Source organism: Streptomyces sp. NPDC005794 (genome assembly GCF_042871445.1).
GTDB lineage: Bacteria > Actinomycetota > Actinomycetes > Streptomycetales > Streptomycetaceae > Streptomyces.
Genome location: NZ_JBIAIN010000004.1, coordinates 409,652 through 426,248, shown reverse-complemented (window position 1 = coordinate 426,248; position 16,597 = coordinate 409,652). Strand labels below are relative to the sequence as shown.

The 16,597-nt window shown below is 71.2% G+C and carries 13 protein-coding genes; 4 read left to right on the top strand and 9 right to left on the bottom strand.

The annotated features are described in order from the left end of the window. A complete protein-coding gene (locus ACFYQ5_RS08900; protein WP_389195131.1) occupies positions 1–1,236 on the bottom strand; it encodes a helix-turn-helix domain-containing protein in 1,236 nt (411 codons plus the stop codon). Between the two features lie 826 nt (positions 1,237–2,062). Between ACFYQ5_RS08900 and ACFYQ5_RS08895 the strand changes: the two genes are divergently transcribed. Then, a complete protein-coding gene (locus tag ACFYQ5_RS08895) occupies positions 2,063–2,584 on the top strand; it encodes a universal stress protein (RefSeq protein ID WP_389195128.1) in 522 nt (173 codons plus the stop codon). A gap of 69 nt (positions 2,585–2,653) precedes the next feature. On the opposite strand, the gene glmS is transcribed toward ACFYQ5_RS08895, so the two are convergent. The 7 genes from glmS to ACFYQ5_RS08860 form a co-directional block, all read right to left on the bottom strand. Further along, the gene (glmS, locus tag ACFYQ5_RS08890; protein ID WP_389195125.1) at positions 2,654–4,483 is read right to left on the bottom strand and encodes a glutamine--fructose-6-phosphate transaminase (isomerizing); all 1,830 of its coding nucleotides are present in this window, start codon (positions 4,481–4,483) and stop codon (positions 2,654–2,656) included. Between the two features lie 67 nt (positions 4,484–4,550). Further along, positions 4,551–4,826, bottom strand: coding sequence for a hypothetical protein (locus tag ACFYQ5_RS08885; protein ID WP_389195122.1), 276 nt, complete (start codon positions 4,824–4,826; stop codon positions 4,551–4,553). Positions 4,827–5,272: 446 nt separating this feature from the next. Then, the gene (locus ACFYQ5_RS08880) at positions 5,273–6,301 is read right to left on the bottom strand and encodes an ABC transporter substrate-binding protein (protein WP_389195119.1); all 1,029 of its coding nucleotides are present in this window, start codon (positions 6,299–6,301) and stop codon (positions 5,273–5,275) included. A gap of 302 nt (positions 6,302–6,603) precedes the next feature. Next, positions 6,604–7,770 (bottom strand): acyl-CoA dehydrogenase family protein, encoded by a 1,167-nt coding sequence (locus ACFYQ5_RS08875; protein ID WP_389195116.1) that lies wholly within the window; start codon positions 7,768–7,770, stop codon positions 6,604–6,606. A 7-nt stretch (positions 7,771–7,777) separates the two neighbouring features. Then, positions 7,778–8,716 (bottom strand): hydroxymethylglutaryl-CoA lyase, encoded by a 939-nt coding sequence (locus tag ACFYQ5_RS08870; RefSeq protein ID WP_389195388.1) that lies wholly within the window; start codon positions 8,714–8,716, stop codon positions 7,778–7,780. 17 nt (positions 8,717–8,733) lie between these two features. Next, positions 8,734–10,785 carry an acetyl-CoA carboxylase biotin carboxylase subunit gene (locus tag ACFYQ5_RS08865; protein WP_389195114.1) on the bottom strand — a complete coding sequence of 684 codons (2,052 nt, stop codon included), beginning with the start codon at positions 10,783–10,785 and terminating at the stop codon, positions 8,734–8,736. Between the two features lie 13 nt (positions 10,786–10,798). After that, positions 10,799–12,430, bottom strand: a complete 1,632-nt coding sequence (locus ACFYQ5_RS08860; protein WP_389195111.1) for a carboxyl transferase domain-containing protein — start codon at positions 12,428–12,430, stop codon at positions 10,799–10,801. Positions 12,431–12,529: 99 nt separating this feature from the next. Here ACFYQ5_RS08860 and ACFYQ5_RS08855 point away from each other — a divergent pair, with 99 nt between their 5' ends. The 3 genes from ACFYQ5_RS08855 (at position 12,530) to ACFYQ5_RS08845 (ending at position 15,294) form a co-directional block, all read left to right on the top strand. Then, on the top strand, positions 12,530–13,144 hold the full coding sequence (locus ACFYQ5_RS08855) for a TetR/AcrR family transcriptional regulator (RefSeq protein WP_389195108.1): 615 nt from the start codon (positions 12,530–12,532) through the stop codon (positions 13,142–13,144). An 89-nt stretch (positions 13,145–13,233) separates the two neighbouring features. Further along, positions 13,234–14,484 (top strand): DUF418 domain-containing protein, encoded by a 1,251-nt coding sequence (locus ACFYQ5_RS08850; RefSeq protein ID WP_389195105.1) that lies wholly within the window; start codon positions 13,234–13,236, stop codon positions 14,482–14,484. 15 nt (positions 14,485–14,499) lie between these two features. Further along, complete coding sequence (locus tag ACFYQ5_RS08845; RefSeq protein WP_389195102.1) at positions 14,500–15,294, top strand: phosphatase; 795 nt, start codon at positions 14,500–14,502, stop codon at positions 15,292–15,294. Positions 15,295–15,300: 6 nt separating this feature from the next. Here the strand turns inward: ACFYQ5_RS08845 and ACFYQ5_RS08840 are convergent, their stop codons facing one another. Beyond that, positions 15,301–16,530 (bottom strand): cytochrome P450, encoded by a 1,230-nt coding sequence (locus ACFYQ5_RS08840; protein WP_389195099.1) that lies wholly within the window; start codon positions 16,528–16,530, stop codon positions 15,301–15,303. Positions 16,531–16,597 lie beyond the last annotated feature (67 nt).

The following is a 16,597-nucleotide window of genomic DNA, read 5'->3' as shown; positions in this document are numbered from 1 at the left end:
CTACGGGGCGGTGCGCTGCCCCGGCAGGGCCGGGCGACCCGGAACATACGCCTCGGGACCCGGTCCGAGGCGCTCCATGGCGCCGCCGGGAGCGGCTGCCGCCGTGACCGGGGACGGGCCGGGGGAGGACGCCGCAGCGGCCCGCCGGCTCGACCCCGCCGTGCCCTGGGCGGGTACGGACGTCTCCAGCACCGTGCTGACGTTCTCCAGTGCCCCGCCCTGCGGACGGCGGGCCCGGTAGGCGGCCCGGTACGCGGCGGGGGAGGACCCCAGCTGGCGGCGGAAGTGCCCGCGCAGCGCGACCGGCGAGCGGAAGCCGCAGCGGCCCGCCACTTCGTCCACCGAGTAGTCGGAGGTCTCGAGCAGCCGCTGCGCCTGCAGCACGCGCTGGGTGATCAGCCACTGGAGCGGTGCGCTGCCCGTGAGCGAACGGAACCTGCGGTCGAAGGTCCGCCTGCTCATGTAGGCGCGCGCGGCCAGCGTCTCCACGTCGAACTGCTCGTGGAGATGCTCCAGCGCCCAGGCCACGACCTCGGCGAGCGGGTCGGAGCCGATCTCCTCAGGTAAAGACCTGTCCAGGTAGCGCTCCTGGCCGCCACTGCGCCGCGGCGGTACGACGAGTCGGCGGGCCAGTGCGCCCGCAGCCTCCGTGCCGTGGTCGGTACGGACGATGTGGAGGCACAGATCGATTCCGGCCGCCGTCCCGGCGGACGTGAGCACATCGCCGTCGTCGACGAACAGCTCACGCGGATCGACGTGCACCGACGGATAGCGCTTGGCCAGCGTCGGTGCGTACATCCAGTGTGTGGTGGCCGGGCGGCCGTCCAGCAGGCCGGCCGCGGCGAGGACGAAGGCCCCCGTGCAGAGTCCGACGATGCGGGCACCCTCCTCATGGGCGCGGCGCAGCGCGTCCAGGGCCTCTGCGGGCGGCGGGGAGGTGATGGACCGCCAGGCGGGCACCACGACGGTGCCGGCCCTGCTGATCGCCTCCAGGCCGTACGGAGTGCTGAGTTCGAGTCCGCCGGTGGTGCGCAGCGGCCCGTCCTCACCCCCGCAGACCAGCAGGCGGTAGCGCGGAACGCCCGCGTCCTGCCGGTCGATTCCGAAGACGGAGAGCGGAATGGAGCTCTCGAATATAGGGCCGCCACTGAACAGCAGTACGGCTACGACTTCCCGGCGTCGCCGTCCGGTCAGTTTCCGTGCGGCCTCCGTTGCGGTGGCGGAGTCCTGGCTCATGACGCTAAGCCCCCCTCGGTGTTCGCGTCTTTCTGGTCCCTACGGGCCTGTCGCTCCTGCACGTTTCCCCTCGGTCTCGCACGCGTCCCCAGTCCTCGACACTCATGATCGAATCTACTGCGTCCCGTGGTGCCGACGTGACACGTTCCCCCACCGGCACTATGTCGACAAGGCAACTTGGCGCGAAGCGTTCGATCACGAAGCGTTTCACTCGCGAGCCCCGCAGGGAAGTGCGCATCGCGATCATGGCCCGTCCCCATAGGGTCAAAGCGTACCGCGCGGTCTATTCCTGCCTGGTGGCACGCGGGTTGGGCGGCCGTGAAGCCAAGGTGAGCGGCGTACGGTGAAGTTGGCTGAAAACCGATGGTTGCGTGCGTGTATTCCAGTCATACGACCGGCGCACGCCCCCTGACCTCAAGGGCCTCCGTGCGCCTCTGGGGCCCCTCGGGGATCTCCGGACTCCGGAGATGAACGATGCGCAGTTACGCGATGGCGGAATGTGACGGTCCGGGCCGGCGGGGTGGTTGGCGCATTCGGCCGTCCTGCCGGGGTTCCCCGCGAGGGCCGGCCGGAGGGTGCGACCGGGACCCGTCAGAGCCTCCACGAGCTGGATGTACGACGCAACCGGCATTGCCATACGGGGCGGTCTCCGGCATGCTCCCTCCATTGCCGCCTGCGCTGCGCGAGGGCTGGGCAGTGGAGGAGTGGCGCCGTACCCTTGGGGGTAAGGGGTTGGGAAGATGTTTCCCGGACACAGCTTCACCGCTCGCAGGTACACCTCTCAAACCGCTCCCTCCTCACGAGGACTCTCTTCGCCGAGACACCGATGGCCGGTCACGAAATCCCCGAACCCGCAGACCGCAAGCAGGTAGCCGACCCAGGGTCGGTACCGCTGCCGGTCGTAGAGTCGCGCCCTTCCTGCGATCCCGCCTTCCGGCATGGGGTCGTGGTCGGCTTCGACGGCTCGATGTCCAGCGAGCGAGCCCTCGCGTACGCCATCGGCATGGCGAGCCGGCTCAGCTCCGGACTGATCATCGTCCACGTGGCGAACCGGCTGCCGACCACGGTCTGGGCCGGCTGCGAGCCGCCCGTCTTCGTCGACGTGCCCGACCACCGCACCGAGGTCCTCGGTCTGGAGCTGGCCTGCGCGGACTACCTCTCCGAGGTGCCCTGGGTGCTCGTGGAGCGAGGCGGCGACATCTGCCACGAGCTGGAGGAGGTCGGCCGGGAGTATTCGGCCGACGCCATCGTCGTCGGTTCGACGCACGGCATCGTCGGCCGGATCTTCGGATCCGTCGCCGGCCGTCTCGCGCGCCGCGCCCAGCGCCCGGTCATCGTCATCCCCTGAGCACCGAAAGGCCCCTGACGCGGCGTCAGGAGCCTTCTGGGTGCCTTCGGGGAGGCGGGGGCGGGCCCTCTACTCGACGGTGACCGACTTCGCCAGGTTGCGCGGCTTGTCGATGTCACGGCCCATGGCCAGCGCCGTGTGGTACGCGAACAGCTGCAGCGGGATGCCCATCAGGATCGGGTCCAGCTCGTTCTCGTTCTTCGGGACGAGAATCGTGTGGTCGGCCTTCTCCTGCTCGCGGTGGGCCACGGCGAGGATGCGTCCGCTGCGGGCCTTGATCTCCTCCAGCGCGGCGCGGTTCTTCTCCAGCAGGTCGTCGTCCGGGACGATCGCGACCGTGGGGAGCGCCGGCTCGATGAGCGCGAGCGGACCGTGCTTGAGCTCCGAGGCGGGGTAGGCCTCGGCGTGGATGTACGAGATCTCCTTGAGCTTGAGGGAGGCCTCCAGCGCGACGGGGTAGCCCCGGACACGGCCGATGAACATCATCGACTGCGCGCCCGCGTACTCCTCGGCCAGCTTCTTGATCTCGTCCTCGGACTCGAGGATCTGCCCGATCTGCTCGGGCAGCTTGCGCAGGCCCTCGATGATCCGCTTGCCGTCGGACACCGACAGGTCGCGGATGCGGCCCAGGTGCAGGGCGAGCAGCGCGAAGGCGACCACGGTGTTGGTGAAGCACTTGGTGGAGACGACGCAGACCTCGGGGCCCGCGTGGACGTACATGCCGCCGTCCGCCTCACGGGCGATCGCGGAGCCGACGACGTTCACCACGCCCAGGACGCGCGCGCCCTTGCGCTTGAGCTCCTGCACGGCCGCCAGCACGTCGTAGGTCTCACCGGACTGCGAGACGGCGACGTACAGGGTGTCCGGGTCCACGACCGGGTTGCGGTAGCGGAACTCGGACGCGGGCTCGGCGTCCGCGGGGATGCGGGCCAGTTCCTCGATGAGCCCGGCGCCGATCATGCCCGCGTGGTACGAGGTGCCGCAGCCCAGGATCTTGATCCGGCGGACGCCACGGGCCTCGCGGGCGTCCAGGTTCAGGCCGCCCAGGTGCACGGTGGAGAAGCGGTCGTCGATGCGGCCGCGCAGCACGCGGTCCACGGCGTCGGCCTGCTCGGAGATCTCCTTGTGCATGTACGTGTCGTGGCCACCCATGTCGTACGACTCGGCCTCCCACTCCACGGTGGTCGGCGTGGCCGTCGTGGTCGAGCCCTCGGTGGTGTACGTACGGAAGTCGTCGGCCTTGAGGGTGGCCATCTCGCCGTCGTCCAGGGTGACGATCTGGCGGGTGTGCGTGACCAGGGCGGCGACGTCGGAGGCGACGAACATCTCCTTCTCGCCGATGCCGAGCACGACCGGGGAGCCGTTGCGGGCGACGACGATGCGGTCGTTGAAGTCGGCGTGCAGGACGGCGATGCCGTACGTGCCCTCGACGGACTTCAGCGCCTCGCGGACCTTCTCCTCCAGGGTGACGGCCTGCGAGCGGGAGATCAGGTGGACCAGCACCTCGGTGTCGGTCTCGGAGAGGAAGACGAAGCCGTCGGCGACGAGCTTCGCGCGGAGCTCGGAGGCGTTGTCGATGATGCCGTTGTGGACGACGGCGACCTTGCTCTCCGCGTCCAGGTGCGGGTGCGCGTTCTCGTCGCTCGGGGCGCCGTGGGTGGCCCAGCGGGTGTGGGCGATGCCGGTGGTGCCGGCGAACCGCTTCGGCACGCGGGCCTCCAGCTCGCGGACCCGGCCCTTGGCCTTGACCATCTTCAGGGTGCCCGGCTTCCCCGCCGCCGCCTTGCCCGTGATGACGATGCCCGCGGAGTCGTAACCCCGGTACTCCAGCCGCTGCAGGCCCTCCAGCAGCAGCGGAGCCACGTCACGCTTCCCGATGTAACCGACGATCCCGCACATAGGTCCCTGCCCTCCATCGACGTACAAAAGTCCGGTGCCCGACCGTCCTGCTTCGGCCTCGTCCCGCTCAGCCGTAGACGATGCGGCGCAACTGGCGGAGCGAGAGCTCCGGCGGCGCCACCGCGCGGTGCGGCAGCTCGGCCGCGATCCGCTCGAAGATCTCCGGGTTCACCAGGCCGCCTGCCTGCAGTTCGCGGTGGCGGCGCCGGACGAAGTCCTCGGTCGTCTCGTCGAAGTACGCCAGGACGTCGAGGATCACCCTGGCGGCCTCACCGCGCTGGAGCGCGGTGGAGCGTACGAGGTGGTCGATGAGGTCGTCATGCGTCTGGCGGCGTTCGAGCACCCGTCGATATTGCGTGGATCGGGGTCTCTACGCAAGAAATCTGCCCGGAATCGGGCAGGAATCTCACACGACAGGGCTCTTATGTCGGAAATGATCGAGATGTTCCCCTGAGGATCAGGGTGCCGCGTGGCCCTCGTCGTGTGTAACCGACTGTCCGGTTTGGTTGAAACAGATACGGCTCAGTTCGGCCACCGCGCCGCCGACGCACGGCGTCCACGGCGTTCACGAAGGAGGGGGCGCCCTCGTCCAGGGCGAGCCAGGTGATGTGTATATCGGCCTCGGTGTGGATCTCGTCCACCCGGTGTCCTGCGGCGGCTGGAAGGCCGCGGGACCGTCAGGCCGCGGAACCGGAAGGAGCGGCGGCGGTCGTCGTGCGCGTGCCGCTCCCGGGGGCCGGCACGACGGCGGAAGCCCGGCCCGAAGACCCTCCGGACCGGGCCTGGAGGTCAGCCGGCCTTCTTGGCCTTCTCGATGGCCTCGGCGAGGGCGTCGATGATCGGCGCGCACTTGTCGTAGGAGTAGATGGGCTCCGTCGTACGCGGGATGACCTGGCCGGCCTTGACGGCGGGCAGCCCGGCCCAGGTCGGCTTGGAGGCCAGGGCGTCGGGCTGCAGGGCCGAGGAGCGGTTGTCCATCATGATGATGTCGGCGTCGTACTTGTCGACGTTCTCCCAGCTCAACTCCTCGAAGAAGCCCGCCGCGTTGACCTTCGGCTCGACGAACTGCACGCCGAGCTCCTGGAAGTACAGGGTGTCGGCGGCCGTCTTGGCGAGGGTGACGTAGAACAGGTCCTGGCTGGCAGAGCCGACCAGGACCTTGATGTTCGGCTGGGACTTGGCGGCGGCGCGCAGCCGGGCCGCCGCCTTCTCGAAGGCGGCCTTGGCGTCGGTGACCTTCTTGGCCTCGATGTCGGCGCCGAGGGAGGCGGCGAGGTCCTCGTGGCGCTGGATCGCCTTCGGGATCGTGGTCTGCGCGGCCCACAGGGCGACGCTCGGGGCCAGCTTGAGGATCTTGTCCTTGGACTGGTCCGGCACGTACCAGAGGGCGTCCTTCTCCCACATGGCGGTGACGAGGAGCTCCGGCGCCAGCCCGGCGTACTTCTCGACGTTGAACTCGCCCCAGACGTTGCCGAGCACCTCGACCTTGCTCACGTCGAGGTCGCCGGCCTGCACATCGGCCTTGCCGTCGGAGGTCTTCGTCGGGCCGAAGACGCCCTTGACCTCGACGCCGTAGTCGTGGAGCGCGGCGGCGACACCGACGAACGCGACGATGTTCTTCGGCACGGAACCGGCCTCGGCCGTCTGTCCGCGGTCGTCCTTGAAGGACCAGGGGCCGGATTTCTCCGTACCCGAACCCGAGGCGGAACTCGTCTCGTCACTGTCGCCGCAGGCCGCGAGGACGGCACCGAGGCCGACGGCGCCGCCGACGGCCAGCAGGCCGCGGCGGGAGAGTGAGCTGGTCCGGGAGTTGGGCATGAGTAGGTCTGCTTTCGTACGCGCCCCAGGGCGCCCGCTGATGATTCGAGGGAAGGCTAGCCTAACCTCACATGTCGTAGGCGGGGAGGGCAAGGGGCAGCCGTTCCGTTTCCCGGGCAGCGGAAAGCCGCCTCCCCCGGGGGAGGCGGCTGTCGCGAGCAGCTGTTCTCAGTCCGTGGCCGACTCCGGGCGCAGCCACACATCCACGGGCGTCCTGGTCATGGTGGACCCCCGGGGGCCGGTTCGCATACGCCTGGGCCGGAGTACATCAACCGCGGGTACGTCAACCGCGCATCCCTCCGTCAGGTGCCCATGCCCAGCTCCCGGGCGATCAGCATCCGCTGGACCTCGCTCGTGCCCTCGCCGATCTCCAGGATCTTGGAGTCGCGCCACATCCGGGCCACCGGGTACTCGTTCATGAAGCCGTAGCCGCCGTGGATCTGGGTCGCCTCGCGGGCGTTGTCCACCGCCACCGTCGACGAGTACAGCTTGGCGATCGCCGCCTCCTTCTTGAACGGCTCGCCCGCCAGCAGCCGCGAGGCCGCGTCGCGCCAGCCGATGCGGGCCATGTGCGCCCGCGTCTCCATGTCCGCGATCTTGAACTGGATGGCCTGGTTGGCGCCGATCGGCTTTCCGAAGGCGTGCCGCTCCTTCGCGTACGTCAGGGACTCGTCCACACAGCCCTGCGCCAGGCCCGTCGCCAGCGCCGAGATGGCGATCCGGCCCTCGTCCAGGATCCGCAGGAACTGCGCGTAGCCGCGGCCCTCCTCGCCCAGCAGGTTCGCCGCGGGGACGCGGACGTCGGAGAAGGACAGCTCGCGGGTGTCCGAGGCGTTCCAGCCGACCTTGGAGTACGGGGCGGCGACCGTGAAACCCGGGGTGCCCGACGGGACGATGATCGAGGAGATGCGCGGGGCGCCGTTCTCCTTGCGGCCGGTCACCGCCGTGACCGTGACCAGCTCGGTGATGTCCGTACCGGAGTTGGTGATGAAGCACTTGGAGCCGTTGATCACCCACTCGTCGGTGGCCTCGTCCAGCACCGCCGTCGTCCTGGTGCCGCCCGCGTCCGACCCGCCGTCCGGCTCCGTCAGCCCGAACGCGCCCAGCGCCTCGCCCGCGCAGAGCTTCGGCAGCCATCGCCGCTTCTGCTCCTCCGTGCCGAAGCGGTAGACCGGCATCGCGCCCAGCGAGACCCCGGCCTCCAGCGTGATCGCCACGGAGGAGTCGACCCGGGCCAGCTCCTCCAGTGCGATCCCGAGGGCCAGATAGTCCCCGCCCATGCCGCCGTACTCCTCGGGGAAGGGCAGGCCGAACAGGCCCATGCGCCCCATCTCCCGCACGATCTCGTACGGGAACTCGTGGCGTTCGTAGAAGTCACCGATCTTCGGGGCGATCACATCGTGTGCGAACTCCTCGACGGTGCGGCGCAGTTCCTCGTGCTCGGCGGTCAGCCGGTGGTCAAGGGACATGGATGCTTCACTCCTTGTGGGACAGCGCGCGGACGGTACGGGACGGGCTCGGGCGGCCCAGTCGTTCGGCCATCCACACGCTTGTGGCGGTGAGTGCGCCGAGATCGACCCCGGTGTGGACACCGAGGCCGTCGAGCATCCACACGAGATCCTCGGTGGCGAGATTGCCGGTCGCGCTCTTCGCGTACGGGCAGCCGCCGAGGCCGCCCGCCGAGGCGTCCACCGTCGTCACCCCGTGCCGGAGCGCCGTCAGGGTGTTGGAGAGCGCCTGGCCGTACGTGTCGTGGAAGTGCACCCCGATCGTGCCGGTGGGCACCCCCGCCTCGTTCAGCGCGGTCAGCAGCGCCGTCACGTGGCCCGGGGTGGCCACGCCGATCGTGTCGCCGAGGGAGAGCTCGTCGCAGCCGAGGTCCATCAGCGCCTTCGCGACCCGGACGACCTGCGGGACGGGCACGGCACCTTCCCACGGGTCGCCGAAGCACATCGACAGATAGCCGCGCACATGAACCCCGGCACCCTTGGCCCGGGTCACGACCGGCTCGAACATGGCGAGCGACCCGTCCACCGTGCGGTTGAGGTTGCGGGCGGCGAACGTCTCGGTGGCCGAACCGAACACGGCGATCCGGCGGGCGCCGAGCGCGAGCGCCCGGTCCAGTCCGCGTTCGTTCGGCACCAGGACCGGCAGGGCGATGTCCCCGACGGCCCCGCTGCCCGTGAGTTCCCCGATCAGCGGGAACAGCTGCTCGGCGTCCGCCAGTTGGGGCACCCACTTCGGGTGCACGAAGCTGGTCGCCTCGATCGTGGAGAGCCCGGCCTCCGCGAGCCGGCGGATGAACTCCGCCTTCACCTCGGTCGGTACGACGGTCTTCTCGTTCTGCAGTCCGTCGCGGGCACCGACCTCATGGATACGGACCCGGGGGGGCAGCCCCTGCGCGGGCACCTTCATGGGCAGTCCGGTGTCGGTCACGATTCCTCCCTCCTCGGGGCCACCACGGCCAGGATCTGGTCCATGGCGACCGTGGCACCGGCGGTGACGTCCAGCTCGGTGACGGTTCCGGCGTGCGGGGCGGAGATGACGTGCTCCATCTTCATCGCCTCGACGACCAGCAGGCTCTGCCCGGCCGCGACCTCGTCGCCGACCGTCACCTTCACCACCGTCACGGTCCCGGGCATGGGCGCGGCGAGCGTGTCCGCGCCCGAACGGGCGGCGCCGCTGAGCGAGGCCTCCACCGGGTCGTGGTCCTGGACGTGCCAGGCGTCGCCGTCCCGGCCGAACCAGACTCCGTCCGGGGACGACGCCCGGCTGAACGTGTGGGTCAGGCCGTCGAGTTCGACGACGACGCGCCGCCCGGACGCCTCGACGAGCCGGGACCTCTCGGCGCCGGGCAGCGAGGGCACCGGACCGCACGCGTCCGCGGGCTCCCGCCGGTCCCCGGCGTGGCCGAACGTCAGCGCGGCGGCGCCCCCCGCCCCCGTACGCAGCCCGACGCGCACCGGGTCGTGGCCCGGGACGCGGAAGTGGTGGAAGGTCTCGGCGGGAGTCCCGCCCAGCCGCCAGCCGCTGGGCACCGAGAACGGATCGACCCAGCCGGCGGCGGGTGCGGGGGACCGCTGTCGCAGCAGCGCCGCCGCCGCGTACACCTCCTCCGGCACCCCGTCCGGCACCAGGCCGTCCGCCTCGCGCTCCACCAGGCCGGTGTCCAGGTCACCCGTGGCCACCGCCGGATGGGCCAGCAGCCGGCGCAGGAACCCGGCGTTCGTCGGGACACCCAGCACCACCGTGTCCGCCAGCGCCGCGCGGAGCCGGCGCAGCGCCGTGGGCCGGTCGGGGCCGTACGCGATGACCTTCGAGAGCATCGGGTCGTACGTACTACCGACCGGCACGCCCTCGCTGAGCCCCGAGTCCGTCCGCACCCCGCCGCCCGCCGGTTCGTGCAGCGCGAGCACCGTGCCGCCGGACGGCAGGAAGCCGCGGGCCGGGTCCTCGGCGCACACCCGGGCCTCGACGGCGTGCCCGGTGAGCGTGATGTCCGCCTGCGTGTACGGCAGTCGCTCACCGGACGCGACCCGGAGCTGCCACTCCACGAGGTCGAGCCCGGTGACCAGTTCCGTGACCGGGTGCTCGACCTGGAGGCGGGTGTTCATCTCCATGAAGTAGTACGAGGAAGGATCGCTGCCCGGGACGATGAACTCGACCGTCCCCGCACCGGCATACCCGCAGGACCGGGCCGCCTGCACGGCGGCTTCGCCCATCGCCGCACGGGTCCGCTCGTCCAGCAGGACCGAGGGCGCCTCCTCGATGATCTTCTGGTGGCGGCGCTGGAGCGAGCACTCGCGCTCGCCGAGGTGCACGACGTTGCCGTGGCCGTCGGCCAGGACCTGGATCTCGATGTGGCGCGGCCGGTCGATCCACCGCTCCACGAGCAGGGTCTCGTCGCCGAACGCGGCGCGCGCCTCGCGCCGGGCCGCCGCGATCTCGTCGGCCAGCGGCGCCTCCTCGCGGACCAGCCGCATGCCCTTGCCGCCGCCGCCCGCCGACGGCTTCAGCAGCACGGGCATGCCGATCTCCCGTGCGGCCGAGGCCAGTTGGGCATCGGTGAGCCCGCTCCCGGAGGAACCGGGCACCACCGGCACCCCGGCCGCGGCGACGGTCTCCTTGGCGCGGATCTTGTCGCCCATCAGGGAGATCGCCGAAGCGGGCGGGCCGATGAAGAGCAGCCCCGCCTCCGCGCACGCCTGGGCGAAGCCCGCGTTCTCGGCGAGGAAGCCGTATCCGGGGTGGACCGCCTCGGCGCCCGTGCGGCGGGCGGCCTCCAGCAGCCGCTCCACCGACAGATAGCTCTCCGCGGCGGGCGCGGGCCCGATCCGTACCGCCGTGTCGGCCTCCCGTACGTGCCGGGCGTCCGCGTCGGCGTCGCTGAAGACGGCGACCGACCGCACGCCGAGCTCGCGCAGGGTCCGGATGACCCGTACCGCGATCTCGCCTCGGTTGGCGACCAAGACAGTGCTGAACATGGAAGTCCTCACCTCACATCCGGAAGACGCCGAAACCGGGGCCGCCGGGATCCTTGGGGGCCAGCGGGGCGTTGGCACACGCGGTCAGGGCGAGCCCCAGCACCTGCCGGGTCTCCGCCGGGTCGATCACACCGTCGTCCCAGAGCCGGGCGGTGGCGTAGTAGGCGTTGCCCTGCTGCTCGTACTGTGCGCGGACCGGGTCCTTGAAGGCCTCTTCGTCCTCGGCGGGCCACTCCTCGCCGCGCCCCTCGATCTGGTCGCGCTTGACGGTGGCCAGCACCGAGGCGGCCTGCTCGCCGCCCATGACCGAGATCTTGGCGTTCGGCCACATCCACAGGAAGCGCGGTCCGTACGCCCGGCCGCACATGGAGTAGTTCCCGGCGCCGTACGATCCGCCGACCACGACCGTCAGCTTCGGCACCCGGGTGCACGCCACGGCCGTCACCATCTTGGCGCCGTGCTTGGCGATGCCCCCGGCCTCGTAGTCCCGGCCGACCATGAAACCGGAGATGTTCTGCAGGAACACCAGCGGGATGCCGCGCTGGTCGCACAGCTCGATGAAGTGGGCGCCCTTCTGGGCGGACTCCGAGAACAGGATCCCGTTGTTGGCGACGACGCCGACGGGATGGCCGTGGATCCGGGCGAAGCCGGTGATCAGCGTCTGGCCGTACTCCGCCTTGAACTCGGCGAAGCGTGAGCCGTCCACCACCCGGGCGATGACCTCGCGCACGTCGTAGGGCGTACGCGAATCGACGGGCACCGCCCCGTACAGGCCCGTGGGGTCCGCCTTCGGCTCCTCGGCGGGCTCCACGGACCAGGGCAGCGGGGCGCGGCCGGGCAGGGTCGCGACGATGTTCCGCACGATCCGCAGCGCGTGCGCGTCGTCCTCGGCCAGGTGGTCGGTGACCCCGGACGTACGGGAGTGCACCTCGCCGCCGCCGAGCTCCTCCGCCGTGACGACCTCACCGGTGGCGGCCTTCACCAGCGGGGGACCGCCCAGGAAGATCGTGCCCTGGTTCCGGACGATGACGGCCTCGTCGCTCATGGCCGGCACGTACGCCCCGCCCGCCGTGCAGGAACCGAGCACCGCGGCGATCTGCGGGATGCCGGCGCCCGACATCCGGGCCTGGTTGTAGAAGATCCGCCCGAAGTGGTCCCGGTCGGGGAACACCTCGTCCTGCATCGGGAGGAACGCGCCCCCGGAGTCCACCAGGTACAGGCACGGCAGCCTGTTCTCCAGGGCCACCTCCTGGGCGCGGAGGTGCTTCTTCACCGTCATCGGGTAGTACGTGCCGCCCTTGACGGTCGCGTCATTGGCGACGATCACGCACTCCCGGCCGCTGACCCGCCCGATTCCGGCGATCACCCCGGCCGCCGGCGCCGCGCCCCCGTAGAGCCCCTCGGCCGCGAGCGGCGCCAGCTCCAGGAAGGGCGAGCCGGGATCGAGCAGCGTGTCCACCCGCTCCCGGGGCAGCAGCTTGCCGCGCGCTACATGCCGGGCGCGGGCCTTCTCACCCCCGCCGAGCCGTGCCGTGGCGAGCCGCGTGCGCAGCTCCTCGATCAGCGCGTGATGCGCCGCCTCGTTGGCCTGCCAGGCCTCCGAGGCGGGATCGGCCGCGCTCACCAGGACCGGTGCCTGCTGCATCCTGTCGAGCCCCCTTGCCCGTACCGCATGGGTTAATCAGCGTTAACGCGTGGTGCTCAGGTTAACGAGCGCTAACCCCCCTGTCTAGAATGAATCCTCATGAGCACCCATGCCGCCGCCCGTGTCGCGGCTCCCACCCGCCGCGAGCAGATCCTCAGAGAGGCAGCCCGCCTCTTCGCCGAGCGCGGCTTCCACGGAGTCGGGGTCGACGAGATAGGGGCGGCGGTCGGCATCAGCGGCCCCGGCCTCTACCGTCACTTCCCCGGCAAGGACGCGATGCTCGCCGAGCTGCTCGTCGGCATCAGTGAGCGCCTGCTGGCCGGCGGCAGGATGCGCGTCGCCGAGGACGGCGCCTCCCGGGACAGCTCTCCGGCGGCCCTCCTGGACGCCCTCATCGAGGGCCACATCGACTTCGCCCTGGACGACCGCCCCCTGATCACCCTCCACGACCGCGAGCTGGACCGCCTACGCGACACCGACCGCAAGCGGGTACGCCAGCTCCAGCGGCAGTACGTCGAGGTCTGGGTCGAGGTCGTACGCGCCCTCTACCCGGCCCTCGCCGAGAACGAGGCCCGGGTCACCGTCCACGCGGTGTTCGGCCTGCTCAACTCCACCCCCCACCTGACCCGCCCCGAGGCGCTCCCCGACCGCACGGCCACGGCGGCGCTGCTCCACCGGCTGGCGCGCGGCGCCTTCGAGGCGGCGTCCGGCTGAGGCCGTCCCGCCCCGCCCGGTACTGTCCGGCCCCCGCAACTGGGACACTCCGCAGACGACTTGTCAGCGGCGTGCACGGGGGATGCGGGATGACGCAGCAGGAGATACGGGGCACGGGCGGACCCGCCTGCCCGACGGGCCGCCACCGGATCCTGGAGGTCGACGCGCTGCGCGGATTCGCGCTCGGCGGGATCTTCCTCTCCAACGTCCTGGTGATGGCCGGGATCGACGGGCAACGGGCGGGCGGCCCGCAGACAAGTGGCATCGATCTCGTGGCCGTATGGCTGGTCACCGTGCTCGTGCAGTCGAAGTTCTACCTGCTCTTCTCCTTCCTCTTCGGATACAGCTTCACGCTCCAGATGGCATCGGCCGCCCGCGCCGGCGCACGCTTCGCCCCACGGATGCTGCGCAGGCTGCTGGGCCTGTTCGTGCTGGGGCTCCTGCACGCCGCGCTGCTCTACACCGGCGACATCCTGACCATGTACGCCGTGCTGGGCCTGGTTCTCCTCGCCTGCCGGAACACCGCCCCCGAACGCGCCCTGCGCGCCGCCCTCCGGGTGTACGGGGTCGTCACCGTGCTGTTCCTGCTGCTCGGGGCAGCCGGGGCGATGTTCCCTGCCACCGACGGCGAGCCGCAGACACAGACAGCGGATCTCGCCGTCGCCTACCGAGGGGGCGTCGCCGACACGATCACGGCCAACATCGCGGCCTGGCCGGACGTCCTCGGCGGCTTCTTCGTAGGCGGCGGGCCCGTCGTCGTCGCGTTCCTGATCGGCCTCGCCGCAGGGAAACAGCACCTGGTCGCAGACGCGGCCCGGCGTCCCGACCTGCTGCGCAAGCTCTGCGTGTACGGCTTCGCCATCGGCCTGCCCGGTTCCCTCTTCATGGCGGCGGGCCTCCTCGGACCGCTGTCGCACCGCTGGGAGACACTGGGGCTCGTCGTCGGCATGGCGACCGCGCCCGCGCTGTCCGCCGCGTACGCGAGCGGGCTCCTGCTGTGGTTCGGCCGGGAGCGCGGCGCCGCGACGGCCGCCCGGCTCGCACCCGCCGGGCGCGTCGCGCTCACCCATTACCTGCTGCAGTCCCTCGCCATGGCGCTGCTCTTCACCGGCTACGGACTCCGGCTGTACGGGCACCCCGGCGCCGCCGTCGTACTGGGCGGAGCCCTGGCCCTCTACGCGCTCCAGATCGCCGTCAGCGCCCCGTTCCTGCGGCGGTTCCGGCTCGGCCCCGCCGAGTGGCTGCTGCGCGCGCTGACCGTGGCCGGCCGGCCGGCGGTGGCAGCCGTGGCCGACGGGGCGTCCGTCGCGCAGGACACCCGGCACGCCGCGGGTCCCTGACGGCACAATGGGGCCATGCCGATACCCAGCCGCGCCGCCCTCGTCGAGCACCTCGTCCGCACGCGTATCGCGGGCGACGTCGCCACCCCCCGCGACAACAACCTCTCCCACTACCGCCAGCTCGCCAACGGCAACCGCCATTTCTGGCTGGGGCTGGAGCTCGGCGACCGCTGGGTCGACGAGCAGGACGTGCTGGCCGTGATGGCCGAGAGATGCGGGGTCAACGACGACCCCGAGCACCGGGTCGGGCAGGACACCATCGACCCGGAGCTGACGGTCGACGCGCTGGACCGGATGGCCGCCCGGCTGCGGAAGGCCGCGGCGGACGGGGAGCGGGTGCTCTTCGCGACCGGCCACCCGGGCGGGCTGCTCGATGTGCACCGGCAGACCGCGAACGCCCTGCGGGCCGCCGGATGCGAGATCGTACGGATCCCCGGCGGTCTGATGGCGGACGAGGGCATGGTCTTCCAGTTCGCCGACGTCGCGGTGCTGGAGCGTGGGGCGACTCTGTGGCACACCCATTCCCCGGTCCCGATGGCCGCCATCCTGGACGGCCTGGAGCGCGAGGGCCGGCCGCGGCCCGACCTGGTCGTGGCCGACCACGGCTGGGCCGGGTGCGCGGGGCAGCGCGGGATCGACTCGATCGGCTACGCGGACTGCAACGACCCCGCGCTGTTCCTGGGCGAGGCGGAGGGCACCCTCCAGGTCACCGTGCCGCTGGACGACCACGTCGCGGACCCGCGCTACTACGACCCGATGACCGACTACCTGCTCGACGCGGCGGGGCTGCTCCCCGCCGGCCAGGCGTGACCCCCGTCAGACCCTCGGGCGCAGACGTACGGGCAGAGACCGGTGGCCGTTGCTGATCAGCGACGCCACGGGCCTCAGGTCCCCTTCCTCGGGGACGAGTTCGGCGTCCGGGAAGCGGGCGAAGAAGGCGCTCAGCGCGGCCTCCGCCTCCATCCTGGCCAGCGCCGCGCCGAGGCAGAAGTGGATCCCGTGGCCGAAGGCGAGGTGGTCCTTGGTGATCCGGGTGACGTCGAAGACGTCCGGGTCGTCGTGCCAGCGGGGGTGCCGGTTGGCCGCCGCGTAGGAGGCGAGGACGGCCTCCCCCTTGGCGATGGTCCGCCCGTCGGGCAGCGGGATGTCCGTCACGGCGAACCGCAGGGGGAGGTGCTTGACGGGAGGGGAGTGACGCAAGGTCTCCTCCACGACGTCCAGCCACGACGCGCGGCCCTCGAGGACGTGGGAGAGCTGGTCCGGATCGGTGAGCAGGGTCGTGACGGCCTGGTCGATCAGGTTGACGGTGGTCTCGTAGCCTGCGTTGATCATCAGGAGTAGTGTGTCGCGGAGTTCCTCCTCGGTCAGCCCCTCCCCGTCGACGCCCTCCTCACCCAGGGCGATCAGCACGGACGCCGTGTCCTCGCCCGGCTCGGCCCGCTTGGCGGCGATGAGGGCGTCGAGCATGCCGTACAGCTGAGCGGTGTTGGCGGCGGCCTCCTCGGGGGACAGGGTGGTGGCGAACACATCGTTGACGAGGACGCGGAACTCCTTGGCCCGGTCGTCGGGGACGCCCAGCAGCCGGCTGATGGCCATGATGGGCAGCGGATAGGCGAACAGGTCGCGGATGTCGGCGACTTCACCGGGGGGCGTGGTCTCCAGGGCGTCCAGGAGCCCCTCCACGATGCCGTCGACGGCCGGTTTCATCGCCGCGATGCGCCGGGCGCTGAACGCCGGGGCGACGATACGGCGCAGGCGGCGGTGGTCACCCCCGTAGGCGGTGAACATGTTCGTGGCGGCGACCCACAGGGCCAGTGGCCAGGTCCGCAGCGCCTCCTCGAATCCGGGCCAGTGCCGACGTGGGTCCTTGGACACGTCCGGGCTGGTCAGCAGCTCCTTCAGCAGGGCCGGGTCGCTCACCGACCAGGCCTCCACACCGAGGATGTCGATACGCGTCGCGGCGCCCTGGGCGCGTAACAGCTCGTGCTCGGCGTCCGCGTCGCGGGCGGCGGGGTCCAGGACGATGGGGGCGGGAAGCTGGGTCACGGCCGGTTCTCCTCGCTCGGGCGGTCGGCGGAGTCCTACCCGGCGCCAGGAGCCCGGGACCCCGCGC

Excerpts from the sequence above, each read along its gene's own strand:
- ACFYQ5_RS08900 (WP_389195131.1), bottom strand. The coding sequence starts at position 1,236 with ATGAGCCAGGACTCCGCCACCGCAACGGAGGCCGCACGGAAACTGACC.
- ACFYQ5_RS08895 (WP_389195128.1), top strand. The coding sequence starts at position 2,063 with ATGGCCGGTCACGAAATCCCCGAACCCGCAGACCGCAAGCAGGTAGCC.
- glmS (WP_389195125.1), bottom strand. The coding sequence starts at position 4,483 with ATGTGCGGGATCGTCGGTTACATCGGGAAGCGTGACGTGGCTCCGCTG.
- ACFYQ5_RS08880 (WP_389195119.1), bottom strand. The coding sequence starts at position 6,301 with ATGCCCAACTCCCGGACCAGCTCACTCTCCCGCCGCGGCCTGCTGGCC.
- ACFYQ5_RS08875 (WP_389195116.1), bottom strand. The coding sequence starts at position 7,770 with ATGTCCCTTGACCACCGGCTGACCGCCGAGCACGAGGAACTGCGCCGC.
- ACFYQ5_RS08870 (WP_389195388.1), bottom strand. The coding sequence starts at position 8,716 with ATGAAGGTGCCCGCGCAGGGGCTGCCCCCCCGGGTCCGTATCCATGAG.
- ACFYQ5_RS08865 (WP_389195114.1), bottom strand. The coding sequence starts at position 10,785 with ATGTTCAGCACTGTCTTGGTCGCCAACCGAGGCGAGATCGCGGTACGG.
- ACFYQ5_RS08860 (WP_389195111.1), bottom strand. The coding sequence starts at position 12,430 with ATGCAGCAGGCACCGGTCCTGGTGAGCGCGGCCGATCCCGCCTCGGAG.
- ACFYQ5_RS08855 (WP_389195108.1), top strand. The coding sequence starts at position 12,530 with ATGAGCACCCATGCCGCCGCCCGTGTCGCGGCTCCCACCCGCCGCGAG.
- ACFYQ5_RS08850 (WP_389195105.1), top strand. The coding sequence starts at position 13,234 with ATGACGCAGCAGGAGATACGGGGCACGGGCGGACCCGCCTGCCCGACG.
- ACFYQ5_RS08845 (WP_389195102.1), top strand. The coding sequence starts at position 14,500 with ATGCCGATACCCAGCCGCGCCGCCCTCGTCGAGCACCTCGTCCGCACG.